This window comes from Ferdinandcohnia sp. GQ5, assembly GCF_059759275.1.
In genome coordinates this window covers 26,560-47,769 of sequence record NZ_JCAXEW010000009.1, presented here as the reverse complement: position 1 = coordinate 47,769, position 21,210 = coordinate 26,560, and the positions used below count along the sequence as shown (strand labels likewise).

21 protein-coding genes are annotated in these 21,210 nt (G+C 36.3%); 5 read left to right on the top strand and 16 right to left on the bottom strand.

From position 1 onward, the window contains the following. Window positions 1-94 precede the first annotated feature (94 nt). Together AC6CHV_RS12530 and AC6CHV_RS12525 are read left to right on the top strand one after the other, a co-directional pair. Complete coding sequence (locus tag AC6CHV_RS12530; protein WP_099353390.1) at window positions 95-613, top strand: tryptophan transporter; 519 nt, start codon at window positions 95-97, stop codon at window positions 611-613. A 257-nt stretch (window positions 614-870) separates the two neighbouring features. Next, on the top strand, window positions 871-1,068 hold the full coding sequence (locus AC6CHV_RS12525) for a sporulation YhaL family protein (RefSeq protein ID WP_121447087.1): 198 nt from the start codon (window positions 871-873) through the stop codon (window positions 1,066-1,068). 226 nt (window positions 1,069-1,294) lie between these two features. Here the strand turns inward: AC6CHV_RS12525 and AC6CHV_RS12520 are convergent, their stop codons facing one another. After that, a complete protein-coding gene (locus AC6CHV_RS12520; protein WP_498078980.1) occupies window positions 1,295-2,149 on the bottom strand; it encodes a peptidylprolyl isomerase in 855 nt (284 codons plus the stop codon). 304 nt (window positions 2,150-2,453) lie between these two features. Here AC6CHV_RS12520 and AC6CHV_RS12515 point away from each other — a divergent pair, with 304 nt between their 5' ends. Continuing rightward, window positions 2,454-2,537: a YjcZ family sporulation protein gene (locus AC6CHV_RS12515; protein ID WP_121447089.1), complete on the top strand. Its 84-nt coding sequence runs from the start codon at window positions 2,454-2,456 to the stop codon at window positions 2,535-2,537. A 292-nt stretch (window positions 2,538-2,829) separates the two neighbouring features. Here AC6CHV_RS12515 and AC6CHV_RS12510 read toward each other — a convergent pair whose 3' ends face one another. Together AC6CHV_RS12510 and AC6CHV_RS12505 are read right to left on the bottom strand one after the other, a co-directional pair. After that, window positions 2,830-3,009 (bottom strand): hypothetical protein, encoded by a 180-nt coding sequence (locus AC6CHV_RS12510; RefSeq protein WP_099362463.1) that lies wholly within the window; start codon window positions 3,007-3,009, stop codon window positions 2,830-2,832. A gap of 130 nt (window positions 3,010-3,139) precedes the next feature. Further along, complete coding sequence (locus tag AC6CHV_RS12505) at window positions 3,140-3,679, bottom strand: DUF3267 domain-containing protein (RefSeq protein ID WP_341332485.1); 540 nt, start codon at window positions 3,677-3,679, stop codon at window positions 3,140-3,142. Between the two features lie 249 nt (window positions 3,680-3,928). On the opposite strand from AC6CHV_RS12505, the gene AC6CHV_RS12500 reads away from it, so the two are divergent. Further along, a complete protein-coding gene (locus AC6CHV_RS12500) occupies window positions 3,929-4,270 on the top strand; it encodes a DUF1878 family protein (protein ID WP_341332486.1) in 342 nt (113 codons plus the stop codon). 7 nt (window positions 4,271-4,277) lie between these two features. Here AC6CHV_RS12500 and AC6CHV_RS12495 read toward each other — a convergent pair whose 3' ends face one another. The 8 genes from AC6CHV_RS12495 to AC6CHV_RS12460 form a co-directional block, all read right to left on the bottom strand. Further along, the gene (locus AC6CHV_RS12495) at window positions 4,278-4,856 is read right to left on the bottom strand and encodes an HTH-type transcriptional regulator Hpr (protein WP_180271217.1); all 579 of its coding nucleotides are present in this window, start codon (window positions 4,854-4,856) and stop codon (window positions 4,278-4,280) included. A gap of 109 nt (window positions 4,857-4,965) precedes the next feature. Next, window positions 4,966-5,325, bottom strand: coding sequence for a YtxH domain-containing protein (locus AC6CHV_RS12490; protein ID WP_498078979.1), 360 nt, complete (start codon window positions 5,323-5,325; stop codon window positions 4,966-4,968). Window positions 5,326-5,411: 86 nt separating this feature from the next. Next, window positions 5,412-6,254 carry a hypothetical protein gene (locus AC6CHV_RS12485; RefSeq protein WP_498078978.1) on the bottom strand — a complete coding sequence of 281 codons (843 nt, stop codon included), beginning with the start codon at window positions 6,252-6,254 and terminating at the stop codon, window positions 5,412-5,414. A 102-nt stretch (window positions 6,255-6,356) separates the two neighbouring features. Beyond that, the gene (gene yhaM / locus AC6CHV_RS12480) at window positions 6,357-7,301 is read right to left on the bottom strand and encodes a 3'-5' exoribonuclease YhaM (RefSeq protein ID WP_440274782.1); all 945 of its coding nucleotides are present in this window, start codon (window positions 7,299-7,301) and stop codon (window positions 6,357-6,359) included. 78 nt (window positions 7,302-7,379) lie between these two features. Beyond that, window positions 7,380-10,397 (bottom strand): AAA family ATPase, encoded by a 3,018-nt coding sequence (locus tag AC6CHV_RS12475; RefSeq protein WP_498078977.1) that lies wholly within the window; start codon window positions 10,395-10,397, stop codon window positions 7,380-7,382. Between the two features lie 4 nt (window positions 10,398-10,401). Continuing rightward, window positions 10,402-11,634 (bottom strand): metallophosphoesterase, encoded by a 1,233-nt coding sequence (locus AC6CHV_RS12470; protein ID WP_498078976.1) that lies wholly within the window; start codon window positions 11,632-11,634, stop codon window positions 10,402-10,404. Between the two features lie 149 nt (window positions 11,635-11,783). Further along, window positions 11,784-13,037 carry an ABC transporter permease gene (locus tag AC6CHV_RS12465; RefSeq protein ID WP_440274816.1) on the bottom strand — a complete coding sequence of 418 codons (1,254 nt, stop codon included), beginning with the start codon at window positions 13,035-13,037 and terminating at the stop codon, window positions 11,784-11,786. After that, window positions 13,030-13,929 (bottom strand): ABC transporter ATP-binding protein, encoded by a 900-nt coding sequence (locus tag AC6CHV_RS12460; RefSeq protein ID WP_341332493.1) that lies wholly within the window; start codon window positions 13,927-13,929, stop codon window positions 13,030-13,032. Before AC6CHV_RS12460 ends, AC6CHV_RS12465 begins: the two co-directional genes overlap by 8 nt. 159 nt (window positions 13,930-14,088) lie before the next feature. Between AC6CHV_RS12460 and AC6CHV_RS12455 the strand changes: the two genes are divergently transcribed. After that, window positions 14,089-14,271, top strand: coding sequence for a YhzD family protein (locus AC6CHV_RS12455; protein WP_341332494.1), 183 nt, complete (start codon window positions 14,089-14,091; stop codon window positions 14,269-14,271). 73 nt (window positions 14,272-14,344) lie between these two features. Here the strand turns inward: AC6CHV_RS12455 and AC6CHV_RS12450 are convergent, their stop codons facing one another. The 5 genes from AC6CHV_RS12450 to AC6CHV_RS12430 all read right to left on the bottom strand — a co-directional run bounded on the left by AC6CHV_RS12450 (window position 14,345) and on the right by AC6CHV_RS12430 (window position 21,154). Continuing rightward, window positions 14,345-15,133: an enoyl-CoA hydratase gene (locus AC6CHV_RS12450; RefSeq protein ID WP_498078975.1), complete on the bottom strand. Its 789-nt coding sequence runs from the start codon at window positions 15,131-15,133 to the stop codon at window positions 14,345-14,347. A gap of 457 nt (window positions 15,134-15,590) precedes the next feature. Further along, window positions 15,591-17,210: a long-chain-fatty-acid--CoA ligase gene (locus tag AC6CHV_RS12445; protein ID WP_498078974.1), complete on the bottom strand. Its 1,620-nt coding sequence runs from the start codon at window positions 17,208-17,210 to the stop codon at window positions 15,591-15,593. Between the two features lie 54 nt (window positions 17,211-17,264). Further along, a complete protein-coding gene (locus tag AC6CHV_RS12440; protein WP_498078973.1) occupies window positions 17,265-18,404 on the bottom strand; it encodes an acyl-CoA dehydrogenase family protein in 1,140 nt (379 codons plus the stop codon). 228 nt (window positions 18,405-18,632) lie between these two features. Continuing rightward, window positions 18,633-20,147, bottom strand: coding sequence for a coproporphyrinogen III oxidase (locus AC6CHV_RS12435; protein ID WP_498078972.1), 1,515 nt, complete (start codon window positions 20,145-20,147; stop codon window positions 18,633-18,635). 143 nt (window positions 20,148-20,290) lie between these two features. Next, window positions 20,291-21,154: a Cof-type HAD-IIB family hydrolase gene (locus AC6CHV_RS12430; protein ID WP_440274082.1), complete on the bottom strand. Its 864-nt coding sequence runs from the start codon at window positions 21,152-21,154 to the stop codon at window positions 20,291-20,293. Window positions 21,155-21,210: the final 56 nt, after the last annotated feature.

The window sequence follows — 21,210 nt, the reverse complement described above, 5'->3', positions numbered from 1 at the left end:
GATATACTGATAGATAAGATTCTTGCAATAGGCAATGAGTGCACTATTGGAGAATCCAAAAATATAGCTTAGAAAAGCTGAGGAGAGATGAGAAATGAATACAAAAGTTTTAGTATTTTTAGCATTATTAGTTGGAATGGGTGCTGTACTACACACAGTTATGCCGGGAATATACCTAGGTATGAAGCCTGACTTATTGTTAATCTTCATGTTTTTAGGAATTATGTTATTCCCTGAAAAGAAATACGTATTGCTTGTAGCAATTGTCGGCGGTGTGATTTCAGCATTGACAACAACCTTCCCAGGTGGTCAAATTGCGAACCCTGTCGATAAATTAGTATCAGCATTCGTATTCTATGGCATGTTTACAGTTGCAAGAAAGCAGACACAATCACTAGTAATGGTATGTGCTATTACTGCAGTAGGAATTTTAGTTTCTGGATTTGTTTTCTTAAACACTGCACTTATAATTGCTGGTCTACCTGGAACATTCATCGGATTGTTCATTGGTGTAGTCATCCCAGCAACTGTAATGGGTACAATTGCAATGGCGATTATTTATCCAGTTGCACAACAAATTATAAGACGTACAAACTTTACAGTTAGTGCATAATCATGAATCTCCGGTGTCCGACTTATTGGCGGGCACCCTTTTTCTGTCCAATTTTGTAAATTAGTTAAAATCGATAGAACTGAAGTAAAACTGATAGAATGAAAATATATAATTCATAGAAAAGAAATAATGTCGATAGAATCAAGTGATCCATCGTTCCTACTCCTCATCTCCATCAAAAATCTATGAAATTAAGTGATATCTAGTCATTTCTCATCATATAGTAGAAGTAAAAAGTGGGACAAGGAGTGGAATCTATGTTAACAGTACCTTGGTTTGTATATGTAGCGTTATTTGGAGTTCTTTTTAGTGCATATATGGTGATTAGGACATCTAGAGAGGAAAAGAAGATTGAAGACTCCTATATTGAACAAGAAGGTAATGTATATATCGAACGTATGAATAGCGAAAAAGAAAAACGTTCTAAGCAAATGAATAAACCAGAGGCCATGTAGAAGTCGAAAAGCGCAAGTCCTTGAAAGAGGAACATCGACTAACTACTACTGCAACGTCCTGTGGCAAACGTCGATGTCAGCACTTCCTGTGAAAGTCCGACAAGCATAACAAAAGCCGGCTGAAAGGATCTCTTTTATCCATCTTGCCGGCTTGGCTTGAACAGAGAGGGGCTAGCGCTGAAGCTAGACAATATAAAAAGGACCGTTTAAAAACGGTCCTTTCTCATTATTCTGCAGCAGGCGCTTCAAATAAATCTTTAAAATCTTTATCTTTAATTTTTACATCTGCATTATCAATTGCTTTGTCTAAAGCAGTTTGAAGAGCAGCTTGGTCTGCTTGAAGTAAAGCCTTGCGAATCTCGTCCTTTTTCTCTTGTTCCATCTTATCAAAACCTTCAGTAGTTCCAGTTACTTTAATGATGTGATAACCGAATTGTGACTCAACAATATCACTTGTTTCGCCTTCTTTAAGAGTAAAGGCAACTTTTTCAAATTCAGGAACCATACGTCCTTTTCCAAACCAACCAAGGTCCCCGCCATTTTGAGCAGAACCATCTTCAGAATATTCCTTTGCTACATCTTCGAATTTTTCACCTTTGTCAAGCTTAGCCTTCGCTTCTTCAATTTTCTTTTTAGCGTCTGCTTTTTGCTCTTCTGTTGCATCCTGTGGAACTTGAGCTAAAATATGGCTTGCTTTAACCACTTCGCCTTCTTTTACTTCAACTTCTTCCAATGCAGCTTTTTCTTTTAACATGTCTGATTTAAGAAGTTCGCGTACGAATTCCTCACCATTTTGCTCAACAATGGCATCAAACTGGGCACCTAGAGCAGCTTGCATTTCTTCATATTTTGCATCTATTTCTTTATCTGTTACTTCATATTTCTCTGATAATACTTTAGTATAAACTAAATCTTTAAGGATCACTGCGCCTGCTTGATCCTTCATGGCATTATATAATTCGTCTTTTGTAACATTTCCAGCTTTTGTTTCTACAAGTACTGCTGAATCGTCGGCATTGTTACATGCACTTAGACCAAGAATACCTACAGCAGCAGTTAAAGCAATTATTGATTTTTTCATTACACACACTCCTACTATGTACAATTTTTATATACGGTTTGTCCAAGGGTACAAAAATTACTATAACATACTTTTAAAAAAGAAAGAAAACATTTTCGCAAGATTATTCAAAAATCTGGGACATTCGCACAGTCATATAGGCTTTATGCGAATAGGATATAGTGAACTGAATAAAAGGCTTTTGCCTTTCAAGTTCAAAAGTTTAGTTGATTGTGAAAAAGAATTCCTAAAGGCGTGACAATCGCCTATTCGTTCACAAATGATTTCGCATAAAATACCGTACTAAGATATAGGAGGTGTAACTATGAGTCACGGATACGCTGGTGGATTCGCGCTAATTGTCGTGTTATTCATCCTTCTAATCATCGTTGGTGCTGCTTGGTTCTAAGAAAAGCTTAGCTTATTGATTGTCCACGTTAGCCACGTCCTGTTGCTAACGTGGACATCAGCACTTCCTCGAAAATGCTTTGCATTTTCTTCGTGCGATGTATATGCTGCCGAAGTCTTTCCTGTCCTGTGCAGGTCCGACAAGCAAAAGAAAAGCTAGCTAGAAGGATGCCTTTTATCCTTATTGACAGGTTGTCTTGACCTGAGAGGGGCCTGGCCCTTTAGCTAGACAAAATAAAAACATTCTCAAATAAGAAAAAGGATGGCCGAAAAATCGGTCATCCTTTTTCCATTTACGTAAACAAGACCTCTACATAGGAGGAAATAAGTAAAATGGTAATCAAAATATTAATTGTTCGATAAACTTTTGGCTGGCGGTCATCAGGAATTTCTTTTTGCTCACATAGCCGGTAAGTCATTTGATTAATGTAAAACAAAATAAAAGCAGCAAATGGAATATAAAATAAGAGCACTCCTCATCCCCCCATCTAAAATCAAATATGCCGTAGCATTTTTCCCCCTAGATTTGTTCAATCATGAAAATCTAAGACTCCCAGAAGGCTCAACTTTATTCATTACTCCAAAATTTCATATGAATAAAGTTTATTTATGAATTAAAATATCATAGCCATCCTCTACTTCTTCAACAGTACAAGATCTTGGTGCCTTAATAAACTGACCTAAATAGATAAAATCAGGAACACATAACCCAAAATTGATCGCTGCAATAATGGAAAAATAATGAATATAGACCGGAAATGCAACACACGCACCAAGCATAAGTGTAGTAATCAATAAAAATGGTGTACTCATTACTAAAATGATAAACGGCTTAGAAAGTGCATCTTTTGAACGAGTAGAAACAACTGGAATAATTCCATATAACCATTTAAATGTTACTTTTATTTTTTTACCAGTTACCCAAAAGGGTAAAACATGCAAGGTTGCATGTAATGGATAAATCAACAATAAAGCTAATAAAAAATAAATTGATCCATCTTCATTTAGTTTAATTGAAGAATACAGAAGATTCATTGGCAAATAAAAAAGAATAAATGCAATGAACATTGATATCAAGGATACCAATACAATTCGATGGAATCCATAATCCTTTGAAAGATTAATGGTTTTCCAACATGTCATACAAAATCACCATCCACAATCATAAGAAGTAAATAATTGGAAGTCGCATCCAAATCGAAGTAAAATTTTTTTTAATTTAGTTACTCTAAACTTACTAAACTACTTTACTTTGTTTCTAACAAAAATGCAATAGGTATCCAAAAGAACGATAAAATACATGTTTTTTCGACTTTTTTCGCTATTTTTGGGCATATTATTTAAAAATAAACGTAGAGTATTCATTCAACTAAAGTATTTGGGGTGTTAACTATGGAGTCAATTGAAGATCGTTTGGAGCGACTTGAATATTATCAGTCGCTCATCTTACCGTTGTTAGAGGATAAGTTATCACCGTTTCATCAATTAATAATGGAAGCAAAATTAACAAAAAAAGACGTCGAAGACTTATTGGAACTATGTGAAGAAATGAGCATTACATATAAAAAACAAAAAGCGGAGGGACTTATATGTTTCACGCCGCTTTTAACTCAATTTGTAGGGATGCTTCATCCCCACTTAGATCCAAAAACAACAATCGACGTATTAGCTAAAGAAAGAAAATATACCCCTTTAATGAACGAGTTTAAAGGGATACTCAACGAAATAAACTAATTCCAGATTACAACTCTATTTTTTCTTCTACTCGTTTGTAAAGCTTTCCATCTACTTCAATAAAATCATCTTCAATATTTCGGAATGATTTCTCGAATATTTCCATATAATCGTCTCCATATATGTTACGGACAATGCTCATAACCTCAACGATTTCTGGGAACTTTCCGTAAAGCTTCTTAAGTGGAATTGCTCCTTCCAAAACTCCATTTTTACTCGGATTATAGCTTTCCACAATTTTCAAAAAGATTTCTTCCCCTTTTGGTGTCAACTCGATATACGTGTTACGCTTATCATTTTCCTTTTTTGAAAATTGTAAAAGTCCACGTTCCTCTAACTTTTTAGAAAAGTTAAATGCAGTTGAAACATGCATAACTCCAAACTTAGCAATCTCTGAAATTGAAGCACCTTTCAAATGATACGCTATCCAAATAATATGATGTTCATTAATATTTAAATCATAAGGCTTGATCCATTGTTGCCAGTCCTTTTCAATAGATTTCCATAATGCCTTACTTAGCTGTGCGATTCTCTGACTAAAAAGGAGCGCTTCTTTGATGGAGGCCATTTTTTCTTCATGTTTCATAGATTCACCCACTTTTCTATTTTCTCTTATTACTATTATGCCAATAAAATAAAAATTAATAAAGATGTAAATTTACGAAATTTTTAAATTAGGTGAAAAAAATTTGATTCTATGGGGTTGTAACCGCTTTTTCTAGTTTTTCTAAAGCGCTTTCTATTTCTGAAAGCTCTTTTTGAATATTTTTTTGATTACCTTCAATCTCTTGTTTCCAATGATTTAGTAAATAACTAATATCACCAGAAACCTCAGATATTGTATTCACCGCCTGTTTCGTTGACCTAGAAACCTGTTCTGTTAAGGATTTCCCATCGGAAACAACCTGAGACAGGGAATTAGAGATTTGTTTTTGATTATTTTTTAACGCCTTTCTTAATTCCTTGCCTGAAGTAGGTGAACTTAAAAGGACGGATATACCACCAATTACACTTCCAATTAATACACCAATTAATAGAGACTTTGTTGATGTCATTTTAATCACTCCAAATCAGAACTATTATTTACAGATTTCTACAAAAACTAAAGAAATCCTTTTCAAACTTCATATTTTTTACAAAATTACAGTTGCTGTAATAAGTCATTTTGTTGGATATACCAACGGTCAACAATACTATTCCGAACCAGTACAAAAACGATTCGTTTTCGTTCCTTCCCTTGATTTTCCCTGTATATTTCGACTTCAACTGGTATTTCCATACTTAATAGTCCTTTTAAATCGCTTAATGGTAAATAGGACATGTTTGTTATTGAAAAAATTGTAATTTGACTTAAGGTTTTGTAAAGCATCTTATTTTTTGAATTCGGCATAAAGGTTTGTTTGATTATTTTTCGATCCGATTGATTAATACCGGCTACAAATATTTCAATTAGGTGATAAGGGTCCGCATTATTAATGTAATCGTCTAACCTGCCTCCCGCCTTTAATAACATGAGTTTATGAGCAAAATCTGGTTCTTTTGAACTGTGGGTGGTACTCCCTAAGAAATGCACACAAAAATGACCAGGAAAGCCGTTTTTTAAAGCACCTGCACCATGTGGCATACCGTGCATTGAGGCGGCAATCATTTGATCTCCATATTTTACAATAATCGCCCTTCGCTTCCAGCTCCATTTCCCGCTATAAATTCTTTTCATAATTTTTGTGTCTTCAATTGTGATTGGTTGAACATCGGCATGTCTGCTTCCAGCCCTTCTTTGCACACGAAATTGAAGGCCCGTTTCAACGTCAATAATAGTAAAGAAGGATTTTCTAGGAAGAATCTCATTTACAATGTCCCAAGGAACCATTTCAACTTTAAAGCTTATTGGGCTATCTCTCTCATCATATTCATTTGTAACCGCAATGGCTGTATTATGAAATGCAAATAAAAAAAGAAAAAATAGAAGTATTACTTTTGTCATTCTTCAGGACCTCTTTTTTTTTTACATAGCTTTCCATAAATGATGAAAATCTATTTATAAAAAAACTCGACTCATAAAAAAAGTGAGTCGAGTCTTGATTGATTACTTATGAAAGGTTGGTTTATAGAAACTTCGATTATCCAATGCAAAGACTCGGTCTGAGAATTCGCCTGGTTTTACACGTTCTAATGCACGATCTAACATATTCATTTTGGCATCAAGATTATCTATATAATGTAGAACTTCCGCTTCCTTAATCATTGGTGGCTTAGGGCTTCCCCATTCTGCCTTTCCATGATGGCTTAAGATAATATGCTGCAATACCGTAACTTCTTCACCTTCAATACCTAGCTCCTTTGCTGCTTGTCCGATTTCATTTACCATAATTGAAATATGGCCTAATAAATTTCCTTCTACTGTATATGTTGTTGAAATAGGGCCTGACAGCTCCGTAACCTTGCCTAAGTCATGTAAAATGATGCCTGCGTATAATAAGTCCGTATCAAGTGATGGATATAGATGAGCAATTGCTTTAGCTAAGTCAAGCATTGAGACAACATGATAGGCTAAGCCAGACACGAATTCATGGTGGTTCTTGGTTGCTGCTGGATATTCAAAAAAGGCAGCTTGATGCTTTTTCAGTAAATGCCTCGTAATCCTCTGGATATTTGAATTGTTCATTTCAAAAATATATTGTGTGATTTTTGAAGCCATCTCATCCTGCGGTACTGGTGCAACTTCAAGAAAATCGGAAATAGTAACCCCATCTAAATCAGTTATAGGTCGGATATTTCTGATTTTCAACTGATTTCGTCCTCGGTAACTATTAATCTCGCCAGCAAGTCTTACGATTTGTTGAGCAGCATAGTTAGTCTCATCTTCAGGTGTTGCATCCCAAAGTTTTGCTTCAATTTCTCCACTTTTATCCTGAAATACTAAAGTTAAGAATGGTTTTCCATTACTTGCAATGCTTTTTGTTGATGATTTAATAAATAAATATACATCAACCTGCTGTCCCACTTCATAATGAACAATACCCTTCACCATATTTTCTCCCCCTGCTTATCTATTTACTCTCACTTCTAAAAAATGAGGACTATGAAAATAACAAATTTCTTACAAAAATTATAGCATACTTTTTTGGTATTCTATGATACCCTCATTACTTAGTATTATAGGTTTTGCTTCACCAAATCCTTCCAAAACGTGTTGGTGACAAGTAAATAGGAGGACTTGATTTTCTATTGACAGTTCTTTAATTAAAGAGATGACATTTGATAAACGACCTGAATCAAAATTAACAAAGCTATCATCAATAATAAATGGAAATGATTGACTGGGATGCATCGTATTAGCAAGCGAAAATCTGAGCGAAATATATAATTGCTCTGAAGTTGCCTGGCTAAGTTCAGACGGCTCATAGCGTACACCCTTATTATTCTCGACTAGAAAACCATCGACTTCATTGTCAAGGTAAATTCTTTTGTACTTCTTATCTGTAAGAATAGAAAAATAATGCTCAGCCCTTTTTATTACCTTAGGTAAGCGGAGCGTTCGATAGTGGTCTACTGTTTTGGTTAGAATATCTTTTGCAACTGATAGTATTGCCCAGTTTTTAGCATAGTTTTTTACTAAAGAATTACTTGCCTCGTAAGAATGAAGTAAATCTGCGTAGGTTCCACCTTCTTCTAGTTCTTGTATCCGATGGTTTATAGCTGACAGTTGACCTTGCCTTTCTTTTTCAATTGCATGAAGTCTAGTGGTTTCAGCTGACATCTCCTCAATTAGAACTTCATAATCAGTTTCTATATTACAAATCTTAACTAACTTACCAAAGCGTTCTAGTTGCGCCATTAGGAGATTCATTCGCTCTTTCAGTTCTCTTGCGGTATCATTTGCTTGTCCCTTTGCCCGATACTCTTCTTCATTCGAAACTTTCGCAATATCCCAGAGAACTTGAATTTCCTTTTGAAGATGCTCGATTTCCAAACTAAGCTTTAAGATTTGTTCTTCTGAATCCTTTATTTTCGCATCAATCTGTAATAACTGTTCATATTTCTTTTTTTCTACTTGTAATTGGATCGCTATCTGGTCAACTTTTATCGAACTTCGGTCTTCTATGTTTAACTGTTTTGCAACTGTATAAATTTTAGATTGGAAGTTAGAAATCTCATTTTGAAGATCTACTTTTGCTTTAGAAAGCTTTTGTTTATTTAAAGCTTTCTCCTTAATCGCTTCAAGAATTTGAAAAACATCCAATAATCGTTCATTTGAAATTTGCAGTGGAAGTCCATATGTTTTCTTGATGTTTGTTGCTTTTTCCTCTAAGGAATACTCTGTTTTCTCCCATTCCTCAAAGTCTTTAAATACCTTATCTAATGCACGTTCATTTTGTCGATGCGTGGCTTTTTCAATTTCAATCTGTTGTATTAAGTGCTTATCACGAATAAGTATTGCTGATAGCTCTTCATGATCTGAATAGTTGCTATGTGTTAGTTGCTCATTTATAGCCTCCAGCTTTTTCATTAATCTTTCTCTATCATCCTGGAGTTCATGAATGAATGAGGATGTCATCTGGGAAGTTTCTGTTTTCCCAACTGGCCACATGAGAGCACCTAGGATAGTTAATATCCCACCAATTATCCAATCTTTTGTAACATAGAAATAAACCGAGATAATCAATAAGGTAAAACCAATTCCATAAAACAATCGAGTATACTTTTGTTTGTTTTCAGATTCTTTTGCTGTCATTCTTTGCATTTTTTGATCAATTCTTTTTATCTCATCCTCAATTAACAGCTTTTCACTTTCTAGGTTATCCTTCGAAGTATATTGGCTTTTCTTTTTTTCATAGCGTTTTCGTTGTTCCTCTGGGAGCACCTGTTGCTTTAAGTCTCTTAACTTTTGTTCGCTATTATCTAGAGCTTCTTTTACTTGTGTAAAACTGTTATCTAAGAAATGCTTCTGTTGCCTATGTCGTGCTGTCTCAGAAACAACTTCAGAGAACATATCTTTTGCAGTAATGCTTAGATTTAATTTCAAAACATCTTTCTCTGGTAATGTAAAATTTATTCGATCTATTAGTTGATTTAATTCATCTTCTATCTCTTGAAGTTCTATCGTAACTTGCTGAAATCTGTTTTCTTTTTCATAAAATAGGTTTTTATTTTCAACCAATTCCAATATCCGTTGTTCGTTAACAATGTATTGTTTGGCAAAATTGATTTCACTTTTTTCCTTGTTCCATTCTAGAATTTGGCCATTTATAGCAGCTAATTGTGCCTGATACGGTTTTATTTGCGCCTGCAGTTGTTCTAAGCGATTCAGCCCATCCTCGGGATAAGGTTCAAACACTGGTAAACTTTGCAATCGATTTTGTAATGTTTGATATTCTTCTACGATTGGTTGAATGGATCGGAGTTTTTCTGATTCTTGAATTTTTTGCTTTAAAGAACTTATCTTGGAATCATAGGATACAAGTTCGTTTTCGAGTTGCTGTTGTTCGTTCAGGAGAGATTCATATTCATTATTTTTCTCCTGCCACTTCGTAACTTTTGCATGTTCCTCCTTTAGTCGGATAAGTTCCATATTAAGTGGTGGATTCTTTCCTTTTGGTTTATATAATCCATCCATTTCCTTCACCAATTTAGTTTGTAATTCAAGTAAGGCGTCTGTTCCAATTGTCCCCGCAGAAAATAAAAACCTTCCTACGTCCTCTCTCTTTAAATTATGTACACCCTGTAGTCCATGAATATTAAAGGAATAAACATTCTTAAACAGGTTTTTATCCATTCCTTGGAAGAGCTCTGATATAAACTCTTCTCCGTAAACTGAACCATCTGGCATAAATACTGATACTTCTCCTGTGGCTTTACCTGGTAATCTTTCAATCAAAATTGTTCCATACTCGTCAGTTTGGAGAATGAGCTTTCCACCATATTTGGCTCCTGCTTTAGGGATATAACGTTGCTCATTTTGTTGTTTCGTTGGAAATCCAAATAAAATACTATGTATAAACGACATAAGTGTTGATTTTCCAGCTTCATTTTGACCAAAAAAGACCTGAAGATGTGGAGAAAGCTCTCCGAGTTCCAAGTTTTCAAGTTTTCCATACCCATAGACCTGAATTCCAATGATTTTCATATCGTCACCTCCTATTTGAAGAATAGAGTTCTCGTAGAATTAAGTTCTCCGCATCATGAAGTATTTCCTGTAGTTCTTCATTTGTAAAAGTATCAATATGCCTTCGGAAGCTTTGATTATTCCGTAAAGGGAGTAGTGCATGATCAAAGTCCTGATAGGTTTCCATGTTTTCCAATAAATCACCAAAAAAATGTGAATCCTGCTTTAACTTTTGACGATTGATCTGTATTTGAAAATTTTGTTTAAGTCCCACCACATAGACAAAATTCTTTTCTGAGATATCATCGTTTAAAAGAGATAAGAGATCTTCTTTTATTGGATTCTCTTGAAGTTGTGTTAGCAGTGGTCCGGTTCCTATATATTCAATCGTTACAAATAAGCCTTGGGTTTCTTTACGGAGAGATTCAAGATGAGAAAGTGATTTGTCAACAAGTTGGTCAAAACTAGTAAGCTCAGAAATATCGATGGTCGTATTTTCCCAAACTAAATCGGATGTTGGAAAAAATGTATATTCTGTTTTAGCTTTTGAAAGTTTTACGAGATAACCACCCTTTTCACCTGTTTCCTTTTTATGCCTACCTTGAATATTGCCAGGATAAATAATAGGAGGGTCTTCAGCTAAAATCTCCCTTGTATGAATATGTCCAAGAGCCCAATAGTCAAATCCTTTTTTCTGTAGGTCAGAAAGCAAAAACGGAGCATACCGACTATGTGAACTCTCCCCTTCTTTACTTCCATGTAAGATGCCTATATGATATGTGGCACCGTCTTTCTTTTCATAAAATTTGGTTTTGTTTTCAAGCACAGCTTTTTTGGCATAGCTAAACCCATAAATATTCGCAACGGTTTCTCCATTTTTTATATATGGAATGACCTCGACATTTTCATTTTGAAACACATGGACATTACTCGGCCATTCAAAATGTGGCCAATTTCCACTAAGATGGTCATGATTACCGTGCGTGACAAATGCCTCAATACCATGTTCTCTAAGTCTTTCCATTTCTTTACGAAATCGTGATTGTGCACGGAGGCTTCGGTCTTCTCCATCGAATAAATCACCGGCAATGATGATAAAATCAACCTTTTGCTCAATCGCAATATTGATTAATCGAGCAAAGGAGGTAAACGTACTCTCTTGTACACGCTTAAAAACTTTCGTTGGCAGATTGGTTAACCCTGAAAACGGGCTGTCCAAATGTAAATCCGCAATATGTAAAAAGGTAAGTGCATCCATTAATTAGCTCCTTTAGACTCTTTTACCTATATTCTATCACCTACTCAATACGAATGCACGTTCTTATTAATATGAGATTATCAGGGTGTATATTGGTTTTAGATCATATAAAAACCGAGGTAAATTACCCTCGGTTTAATTCTTGTAGCTTATTTATCATTCTTTGTAATTTGTAAAGCCTTTTTGATGTCTTTGAAGGAGGATGATTTACCGTACATTAGTACTCCTCCGCGGTAGACTCTAGCTCCAAATATCGCTAGTAAAGTTATTGTTATAACTAGTAATCCAATTGATAATGCAATTTCCCAGGTTGGAAGTGTTAGCATACCAACTCGAAGAAACATGATCATTGGTGCGAAAAATGGAATATAAGAAGTAATTGTAATCGCGGATGATTCCGGTTTTGTTAGCCCAAACATTGCAATCATAAATGCGGCTACGATTAACAAGGTCATCGGTGTGATCATTTGTTGAACATCTTCAATTCGACTTACTAAAGACCCTAAGAAGGCCGCAAGTGTTGCATATAAGAAGTATCCCAAAATGAAGAAAACACCAGCGTAAACAAAGGTTGATACGGGCAAATCGCCAAAACCAAATACTTCAAAAAATCCGCCCTCCATACCACCCATGCTTTGCTTTAAGGAGCCATATCCGACCAATAAAATCACAGCAAATTGAGTTAGGCTCAATAATGCAATACCAAGTATCTTACCGAACATTTGCTTAATAGGAGAAACACTCGAAATCAATATTTCCATAACACGAGATGATTTTTCAGTAGCAACTTCCATCGCAATCATATTTGCATACATGATGACTGCAAAATAGATAACAAATAAAAGGACGTATACTAAACCACGCGCTTGATTAAGTTCTTCTTCCGATTTTGCGTTTTCTTCAAGGGCCACTTTATCAAATTGGACGGGTGCATACAATTGATTAATCTGATCTGGAGTTAATCCCGCTTTTGTGGTTGCGATTGTCACCTTCAACTGTTGAAGAGCCTGTTCTAGTTGCCCAGTGATTTCTGAATCTGTTATCGACGGTGCCTTATAAACTCCCTCTGGTAGACCCTCTGAACTTTCAGTTAGGATAAGATAACCGGTTAATTCTTCGTTAGTAACCCGTTCTTGGGCATTCTCTTCTGCCCCTTCCATTTTTTCAATGACGATATCACTAGACATAGCTGATAAAGTCTGTTCATACGCTTGATAAAGCTCATCTGACTCGCTAAGAACTGCTACATGGGTTGTCTCATCTTCATCAAATTTGTCAATGATGGTTTGAATATTTGCTAGACCAAAGATAATGAGTGCCGTTATCAATGTCGTAATAATAAATGATTTTGTTTTTAATTTACTCACATAGGTGTGAAAAAGGATAATCCAAAACTTATTCATAAGAAGCACCTACCTTTTCGATAAAAATATCATTTAAGGAAGGTTCCTCTAATACAAACTTTCGAACAAAGCCTTTTCCTACTATAGAATCTAGTATTTTTTGTGATATTTGTTCACTTTCAACCTGTAAATTGAGTCCCTCCGCAGTTTCCTTCACCCTTGTTACACCTGCTAATGTTTTTAAATGACTGATATCAAAATCGGCATGTACGATGACATTTTTCTTTCCAAAAGAACGCTTAATTTCTTTTAGAGAACCATGGACAACAGGTTTACCGTGATGCATAATGCATAAATGTTCACATAATTCCTCAACATGTTCCATCCGGTGACTTGAAAATACAATTGAGGTCCCTTCATTTTTCAAATCCACAACGGCTTCTTTTAGAAGCTCTACATTCACAGGGTCAAGCCCGCTGAATGGTTCATCAAGAATTAGCAACTTCGGCTTATGAATAACAGATGCAATAAACTGTATTTTTTGCTGGTTCCCTTTTGATAATTCCTCAACTTTTTTTGTCGCATATTCAGGAACCTTAAATCGTTCTAACCAGTAATCAATTTGTTTTAAAATATCCTGTTTTTGCATACCGCGTAGTCTCGCAAGGTACACAAGTTGATCACGCACCTTCATTTTTGGGTAAAGTCCTCTTTCTTCTGGTAAGTACCCAATCATATGGCTTGTATCGTAATTAATCTTTTTTCCATCCCAACTAATTCGGCCATCACTGGCATCTAATAATCCAAGTATCATTCGAAATGTTGTTGTCTTTCCTGCCCCATTGGCGCCTAGAAATCCAAACATTTCACGCTCAGGAATTTCGATTGATAGGTTATCTACTGCTGTGAAGCTACCGAATCGTTTTGTCACATTTTCTAGCTGTAATGCCATTTCGACTCCTCCTTTTCCTGTTGTTTTTTACGAATGAGTTAGGAAAAAGTTTCAAAAATTATCATAACACATTTATTTATTGTATATATTGCGCTGGAACTTGCAATCAACTACACTTTAAGTATCTGAATTTTAACTTTATTTATGGGGGACTCTGATATGAACTATGTGTTAACAGTGTTTGATAAAACGGGAGAAAAATTACTCGAAGAAACATTTGAAGCTGCTACTGAAAAAGAGGCAAAGGAAACTGGCGAAAGAATACTGATAGAAAAAAACTATTTAGAAACAACACATCGTTGCACAAGCACAGCAGGAAAATTAGTGTTATTTCATCGTTAGGCAGGCACCCAATTTGGGGTACCTGTTTTTATTTATTAAAAAATCCCGCTGTGCTTTCAACGGGATTTTTTCATTATTCACCTTTAAAAACTGGTTTTCTTTTTTCTAAAAAGGCTTGAATGCCCTCACGGTGATCCTTCGTACTTCTCATTGCATACTGTCCGTGTTTTTCTAATTCCAATATTTTTTCAAGCTCTGGTAAGTGCATTTGATTGTAGATAGACTTAGTTTGAATCATGGCAAGTACAGGTTTCTTTTTCCACTTTTTCACCTTATGAATGACTGCTGTTTGCAGTTCTTCCTCTGCAACCTCATCAATTAATCCGAGGTGCAAGGCTTCACCAGGAGACAATTGCTTTCCTTCCCAAATTAAATGTTTTGCTCTTGCTTCGCCAAGTCTTTTTTCAAGAAAGAAATGTGCACCACCATCAGGAATTAGGCCGATTCCGATAAAGTTCATAGCTAATCTGGATTGTCGATCAGCTATGATGTAATCAGCACCTAACGCAAAGCTTAACCCAAGGCCAGCAGCGGGTCCATGGATTGCGCTGATTACTAGCTTCGGTAACAAGTATAGCGTTTTCATTATTTCTGAAATAAGTTCCATCACAGGTGCAAAAGCACTTTCGTCAGTTGAACTTAACATTGTTTTAATATCTCCACCAGCTGAAAAGCCTCGTCCACTACCAGCCAATACAAGGATATCCACTCCATCGTTGGCAGCTACTTCTTTTAAACTATGTAAAATTTGGTTAAGCATTTCAATATCCATCGAATTTAGTGCTTCTGGGCGATTTAGAGTAAGATAGGCTACTCGCTCATCAATATGAAGAAACACTTTTTCTACTTGTTCGATTGCCATTATTAAGCCCCCTTAGTGGTGTTTCTACTATTATATAATGATATTACCTTAAAAGAAACCGTTTTCAACAAATTGATAAGGTCATCCAAAGTTTTTGGATGACCCTTTTGCAAGTTAGTTATCTACTAAATTTACCCAGAATTTTTACCTCTATATTGGGTTTGCGAATTTCCGGGTTCGCTATCTCCTAAAGTTATCCAGTTGTGAACCTCTTTTCTATCTTTGCGGGTTCGCTATCTCCTAGTTTTGCCCAATACCTAACCTCTTTTCCATCTTTGCAGGTTCACAATCTCCTAGTTTTGCCCAATACCTAAACTCTTTTCCATCTTTGCAGATTCACAATCTCCTAGTTTTGCCCAATACCGAACCTCTTTTCCATCTTTGTGATAACGCCATCTCCTGGTTTTATCTAGTTCCGAACCTCTTCATACAGTTTCTTTCGAGGTGTCCTATATGTTTACTTAACTTGTGATAGATGGTCTTTCAGTTGGTCTCGAAGGGCCCTTTTCAAGAACTTTCCTACTGATGTTTTCGGGATATCATCCATGAAGATGATGTCATCTGGCAACCACCATTTCGCAAATTGTGGCTTTAGAAACTCAAATAGCTCATCCTTTGTAATTTGGTCCTTTGCAGCATCTTTTAACACTACACATGCAACTGGCCGTTCTTGCCATCTTTCATGCGGTACTGCAATAACCGCCGCTTCAAATACTGCCTCATGGGCCATAAGTGCATTCTCAATATCAACAGAGGATATCCATTCTCCACCACTCTTGATTAGATCCTTTGTTCGATCAACAATCTTCACAATTCCTTCTTCATCTACTGTGACTACATCTCCGGTATGTAACCACCCATCTCGGAACGCTTCGTTTGTTCGCTCATCCTTATAATACTCATCCGCAATCCAATTTCCTCTTAACAATAACTCTCCCATTTCTTTACCGTCATTGGCCACTTCTCCATTTGCCCCTACAACTTTCATTTCAACGAGGGGGACGATAGAGCCTTGTTTCGAGCGTATTTCTAATTTTTCGTCTTCTGATAGATTATTTTGATAGCTTTTTAGACGCGACAAAACAACAAGTGGCGTTGTTTCTGTCATCCCATAAGCATGGATAAACGGGATTTTGTATTTTGATTCAAACGCTTTAATAAGCCCCTTTGGAGCTGCAGAACCACCACATAAAATACGAGTTAGACTGCTTGTATCGTAGCTGCCTTGTTCTAGTTCATTAAGAAGACCAAGCCAGATTGTTGGTACACCCGCAGTCATTGTTACTTTCTCGGAATCTATTAATTCAGCCAATACCTTTGGAGTAAAATAGGGTCCCGGCATAACGAGAGTGGTTCCAAACCACACCGCCGCAAAAGGTAATCCCCAGGCATTTACGTGGAACATCGGAACAACTGGCATCGCAATATCACTTTCCGTCAATCCTGAACCATCAGCTAAACCTAGTGCCATACTGTGTAAGACAACTCCGCGATTTGAATAGACAACCCCTTTCGGATTACCAGTTGTTGCAGAGGTGTAGCACATCCCTACAGGATCATTTTCATCAAGGTCTTTCTTAAATTCGAAAGTAGGGTTCCCTTCATTTACAATTTTTTCATAATGATAAAGTGGTTCTAGGTTTGTTTCTGGCAATTCATCCTTATCAGTCATAATGATGAACGCCTCAACTGTTTTTAATTGATCCTTAACCTTTTCTAATAATGGAAGTAGATCTTCATCAAAAAGCAGTACCTTATCTTCTGCGTGATTGATGATGTAGACTATATGCGCAGGTGAAAGGCGGATATTGATGGTATGAAGAACTGCACCAATACCAGGTATCGCAAAATAAGCTTCTAGATGACGATGATGATTCCATGCTAATGTTCCGACACGCTCACCTTTACTTACCCCGATTTTGTCAAGTGCACTTGATAATCTTCTTGTTCGTTCACCTATCTCTTTATAAGTATGAGTTACAATTCCATTTGAAGTTCTCGAAACAACGGTTTTCTTTGGAAAATACCTCTCTGCACGCTCGAGCATTGATGAAACTAGCAATGGTACATTCATCATAATCCATTCCCCCACTTCAAAATTATTTGAAAAAGGCAAGTTACTCTCGTAAACTTATAGCCCCATATTTTTTGCGATTATCGTTTTCATGATTTCATTTGTCCCTGCATAAATCGCCGATACTGGTGTGTCACGATACCGTCTCGCTATCTCGTATTCCTCCATATATCCGTATCCACCATGTAGGTGCATACATTCGGCTGCCACTTTTTTTGCCATATCGGTTAACCACCATTTTGCCATGGAAACCTTTGTCACCACATCCTTTCCTGCGATATGTTTCTCAATCAAATCATCTAAAAAGGTTCTACCTATTTCAACTTCAGTTGCCATCTCTGCAAGTCTAAATTGAATATGTTGGAATTTACTAATTGACCGTCCAAAAGCATCACGCTCTTTAACATATTTCATTGTTAGCTTTAGCATTGTTTCAGCTGCAATTTGAGCGGATATTGCAACAATTAATCGTTCTTGCTGGAGCTGTTGCATCAAGTAATAAAAGCCCTTCCCCTCAATTCCAATAAGATTTTCAGCAGGAACAATTGCATCTTCAAAAATCAGTTCTGCTGTATCTTGGGCATGAAGACCAACCTTATCGAGTTTCCTTCCACGAGTAAATCCTGGGGTATCTTTTTCAATTGCTAACAAACTAATTCCTTTATGTTTTTCTTTCGGATCTGTTTTACAAACAACAACGACTAGATCCGCATGAATGCCGTTTGTTATAAATGTTTTCTGACCGTTTACAATGTAATGGTCACCTTTCTTTACAGCAGTCGTTTTAATCCCTGCCAAATCAGAACCAGCACCTGGCTCTGTCATCGCTATTGCTGTAATCATTTCACCTGATATACATGTTGGCAACCATCTTTGTTTTTGTTCCTCTGTGCCATATTCATTTAAATAAGGGACCACGATATCACTATGAAGTCCTATTCCTATCATGCTTGCTCCAACTCGTTCAAGCTCTTCGTTAATGACGACAGTATAGCCAAAATCAGCATTAAGGCCTCCATATTTTTCATCAACCCATGGACATAAAAAGCCATTCTCTCCCATTTTCGTCCAAAAAGAACGAGGGATTATCCCGTTTTTTTCCCAATCGTTATAAAAGGGATATGCTTCTTTTTCAAGAAACTTTTGAAAGGCATCCCGAAACATATGATGCTCGTCTTGTAAATAACGTGCCGTCATTATTATCCCTCCTAGTAATAAGGGTTTGTTTTTATCAATGTATGTTTCATGATGGGTAAATATAATGTGGTATTTTTGTGAAAGTCTTGTCTAATAGAAACAAAATAGAAAGCGTTTACATTTTAATGAAAAGGAGTCTGTTTAACTTTATGAGTTCCAGTACTTGAATAATTCCTCATTATTAAGAAAAATCCTCCTTTTTGAACGAAAAAAAAGAGGCATAGTTTCCTATACCCCTTTTGCTACTCCAAACAAATCGTCTAAAATCTCAATCTTTTTGTTCGTGTATTCAATAAAATGATCATTATAGGATTTCGGATCCTTCGGGTTTGCAAATTGAGTAATCTTCCCTGTCATAGGATCAATAAATTTGCTAGCTGCCCCACAGCCTAAGCCGATGATTGTTTGCATTTCTTCCATAATCATAATATTGTAGATACTCTCTTGCCCTGGTAGTGAATAGCCAACATTCTCTAAGTTTCCAAGTATGTTCTTCATTCGATATAAATAATATGGGACATACCCGTGTTCCTTTGTCCATGTTGAAGCATTATTCATCATCTCTGTAATTTCCTCACGGCCGGCAACCTTATATTTTTTCTTATTTCGTGTCATTTCAGACGCACGCTTAAAGGATAAAGTATGAACAGTTAGTGACTCTGGCATAAGCTTTTTTGTTTCTGAAAGGGTATAATTGAACTCTTCTACTCCTTCGCCCGGAAGGCCAATGATTAAGTCCATGTTGATATTGTTCATCCCCATATTTCGTGCAAGATGAAACTTTTCTACTGTTTCTTCAACCGTGTGATGACGGCCAATCGCTTTCAGTGTTTCCTGTATATAGGACTGAGGATTAATACTGATACGGTCAATATTCCACTTCTTTAGGACGTCTAGTTTTTCCGGTGTAATTGTGTCCGGTCTTCCCGCTTCAACTGTAATTTCACGAATGTTTTTCACATTTGGGAAGGATTGGTACATTTCTTCATACAGCATGTCCATCTCTTCTGCCGTGATACTTGTTGGAGTTCCGCCACCATAATATACGGTTGTAATATTAATGTGATTTTCCTTCAACCAACGCCCCATCTCACGCATCTCATAATGAAGTCCACCTAGGAAGGAATTAACCGAACCTTGTCTTCCATTGATCGCATAGGCAGGAAATGTACAATAGGCACATTTTGTTGGGCAGAAAGGAATCCCAATATAAATACTTACTTCGTTTTGTAGTTGATATAAATCAGGAACCATTGTGAGTTGGCGGTCAACAATTTGGAGCATTAATTCAAGTTTTTCATCTGTAATTAAGTAATCTTCTTTCAGCTCTTTGTGTGCTACCTCATGAGATTTTCCCTCTCGAACCTTTTTGTGTAACAGTTTTGTTGGACGCACGCCAGTAAGCATTCCCCATGGCTGAGTAATACCTGTAAAATCTTGCATCACCATTACATATACATGTGAGACTGCATTTTTAATCTTTTTAAATAGTTCTTTGTCATTCTCAAATGGAGGAAATTCCTTACGATAGCTTCCCTTAAATTCGTTCCCGGATTTGATGTCAGTCAGTTTGGCATATGTTGTTATGACAGGACTATTATATTCATATTGGAAGTCTATTAATAGCTCAGGATTATCTAACTCACTAATTGAGAGTTCACTTTCTTCATAAAAAAGATTCGTGATGAGCTGTAGTGGTCGTAAAAACCTGTCATCCCCGAGCCCTTTGAATAATATTCGCATAATTTGTATCACCTTTTCAAAAAAATACTTATTTAAGTGTACAGAATGTACCTTTTTTAATCAATATGAGAATTTTGGGTAGTTTTTGTTTCTGCATTCTCCCTATAAAAAAACCCCCACAAACCGTGGAGGCAAGCCCAACTCTATTTTTCAATCTTAATTTGTTTTAAGAAGTCAATTCTTTGCTGCTTACGGAAATGCTCTTTAATCATATAGGAGACGCCATTCATATTGTTGGACCGAGTCACCCAGTCAGCAGCAAATTTCACTTCCTTCGGTGCATTCCACATTGCAACCCCTAAGCCAGCAGATTCAATGATTTCAATATCATCTATTGAATCTCCAATAACAACTGCTTCATGCAAAGGAATATCTAAGTGATTAGCTAACGTTTTTAATCCATTAAGCTTAGAAACCCCAAAAGGAGTGATTTCTAGCTTATGTGGTTCTGTTAGATCCACTTGAATGTCATTGAAATGCTCAGTCACTGTTTCTCTAATTGCCCTCAGTTCATTTTCACTTTGTGAATAGACCTCAATCTTAGGTGGTGCAACAGGATTGTCTGTTAAATAATCCCCAAGCGAATCGACAAACTGCATTGGATAAAAGAGTGGATCACCAGAACCAAACATTGCTTTTGCGATTAAATTACCAGGGAATCTTACGCGATTGCCAATTGAAAACTTTTCATGTTGGAGGCGAATGCTACATTTAAAGTTTTCTAATACCTGGACAATATTAAATGTTTTCTCTTCTGAAATACGTTTTACATAAATAGGTTCATCAAGGTTATCACTGATGAATCCTCCATTATGCGTAATTAGCAATGAGTTCAGCTTTAATGCTTTTGCGATTTTTTTTGTCGATGGGAAGTGACGTCTTGTTATGAGAGTCACATAAACTTCCTTTGCACGGACGAAATCGATGGCTTCCTTTGTACCACTTTGAAGCCGACCGTTTGGACGTAGTAATGTGCCATCCACATTTATTGCTAGTAACCTATACATATGGCAGGTCCTCCTTCTCAGTTGGGCGTCCCCTATACATATGGTTATGAAAAAAT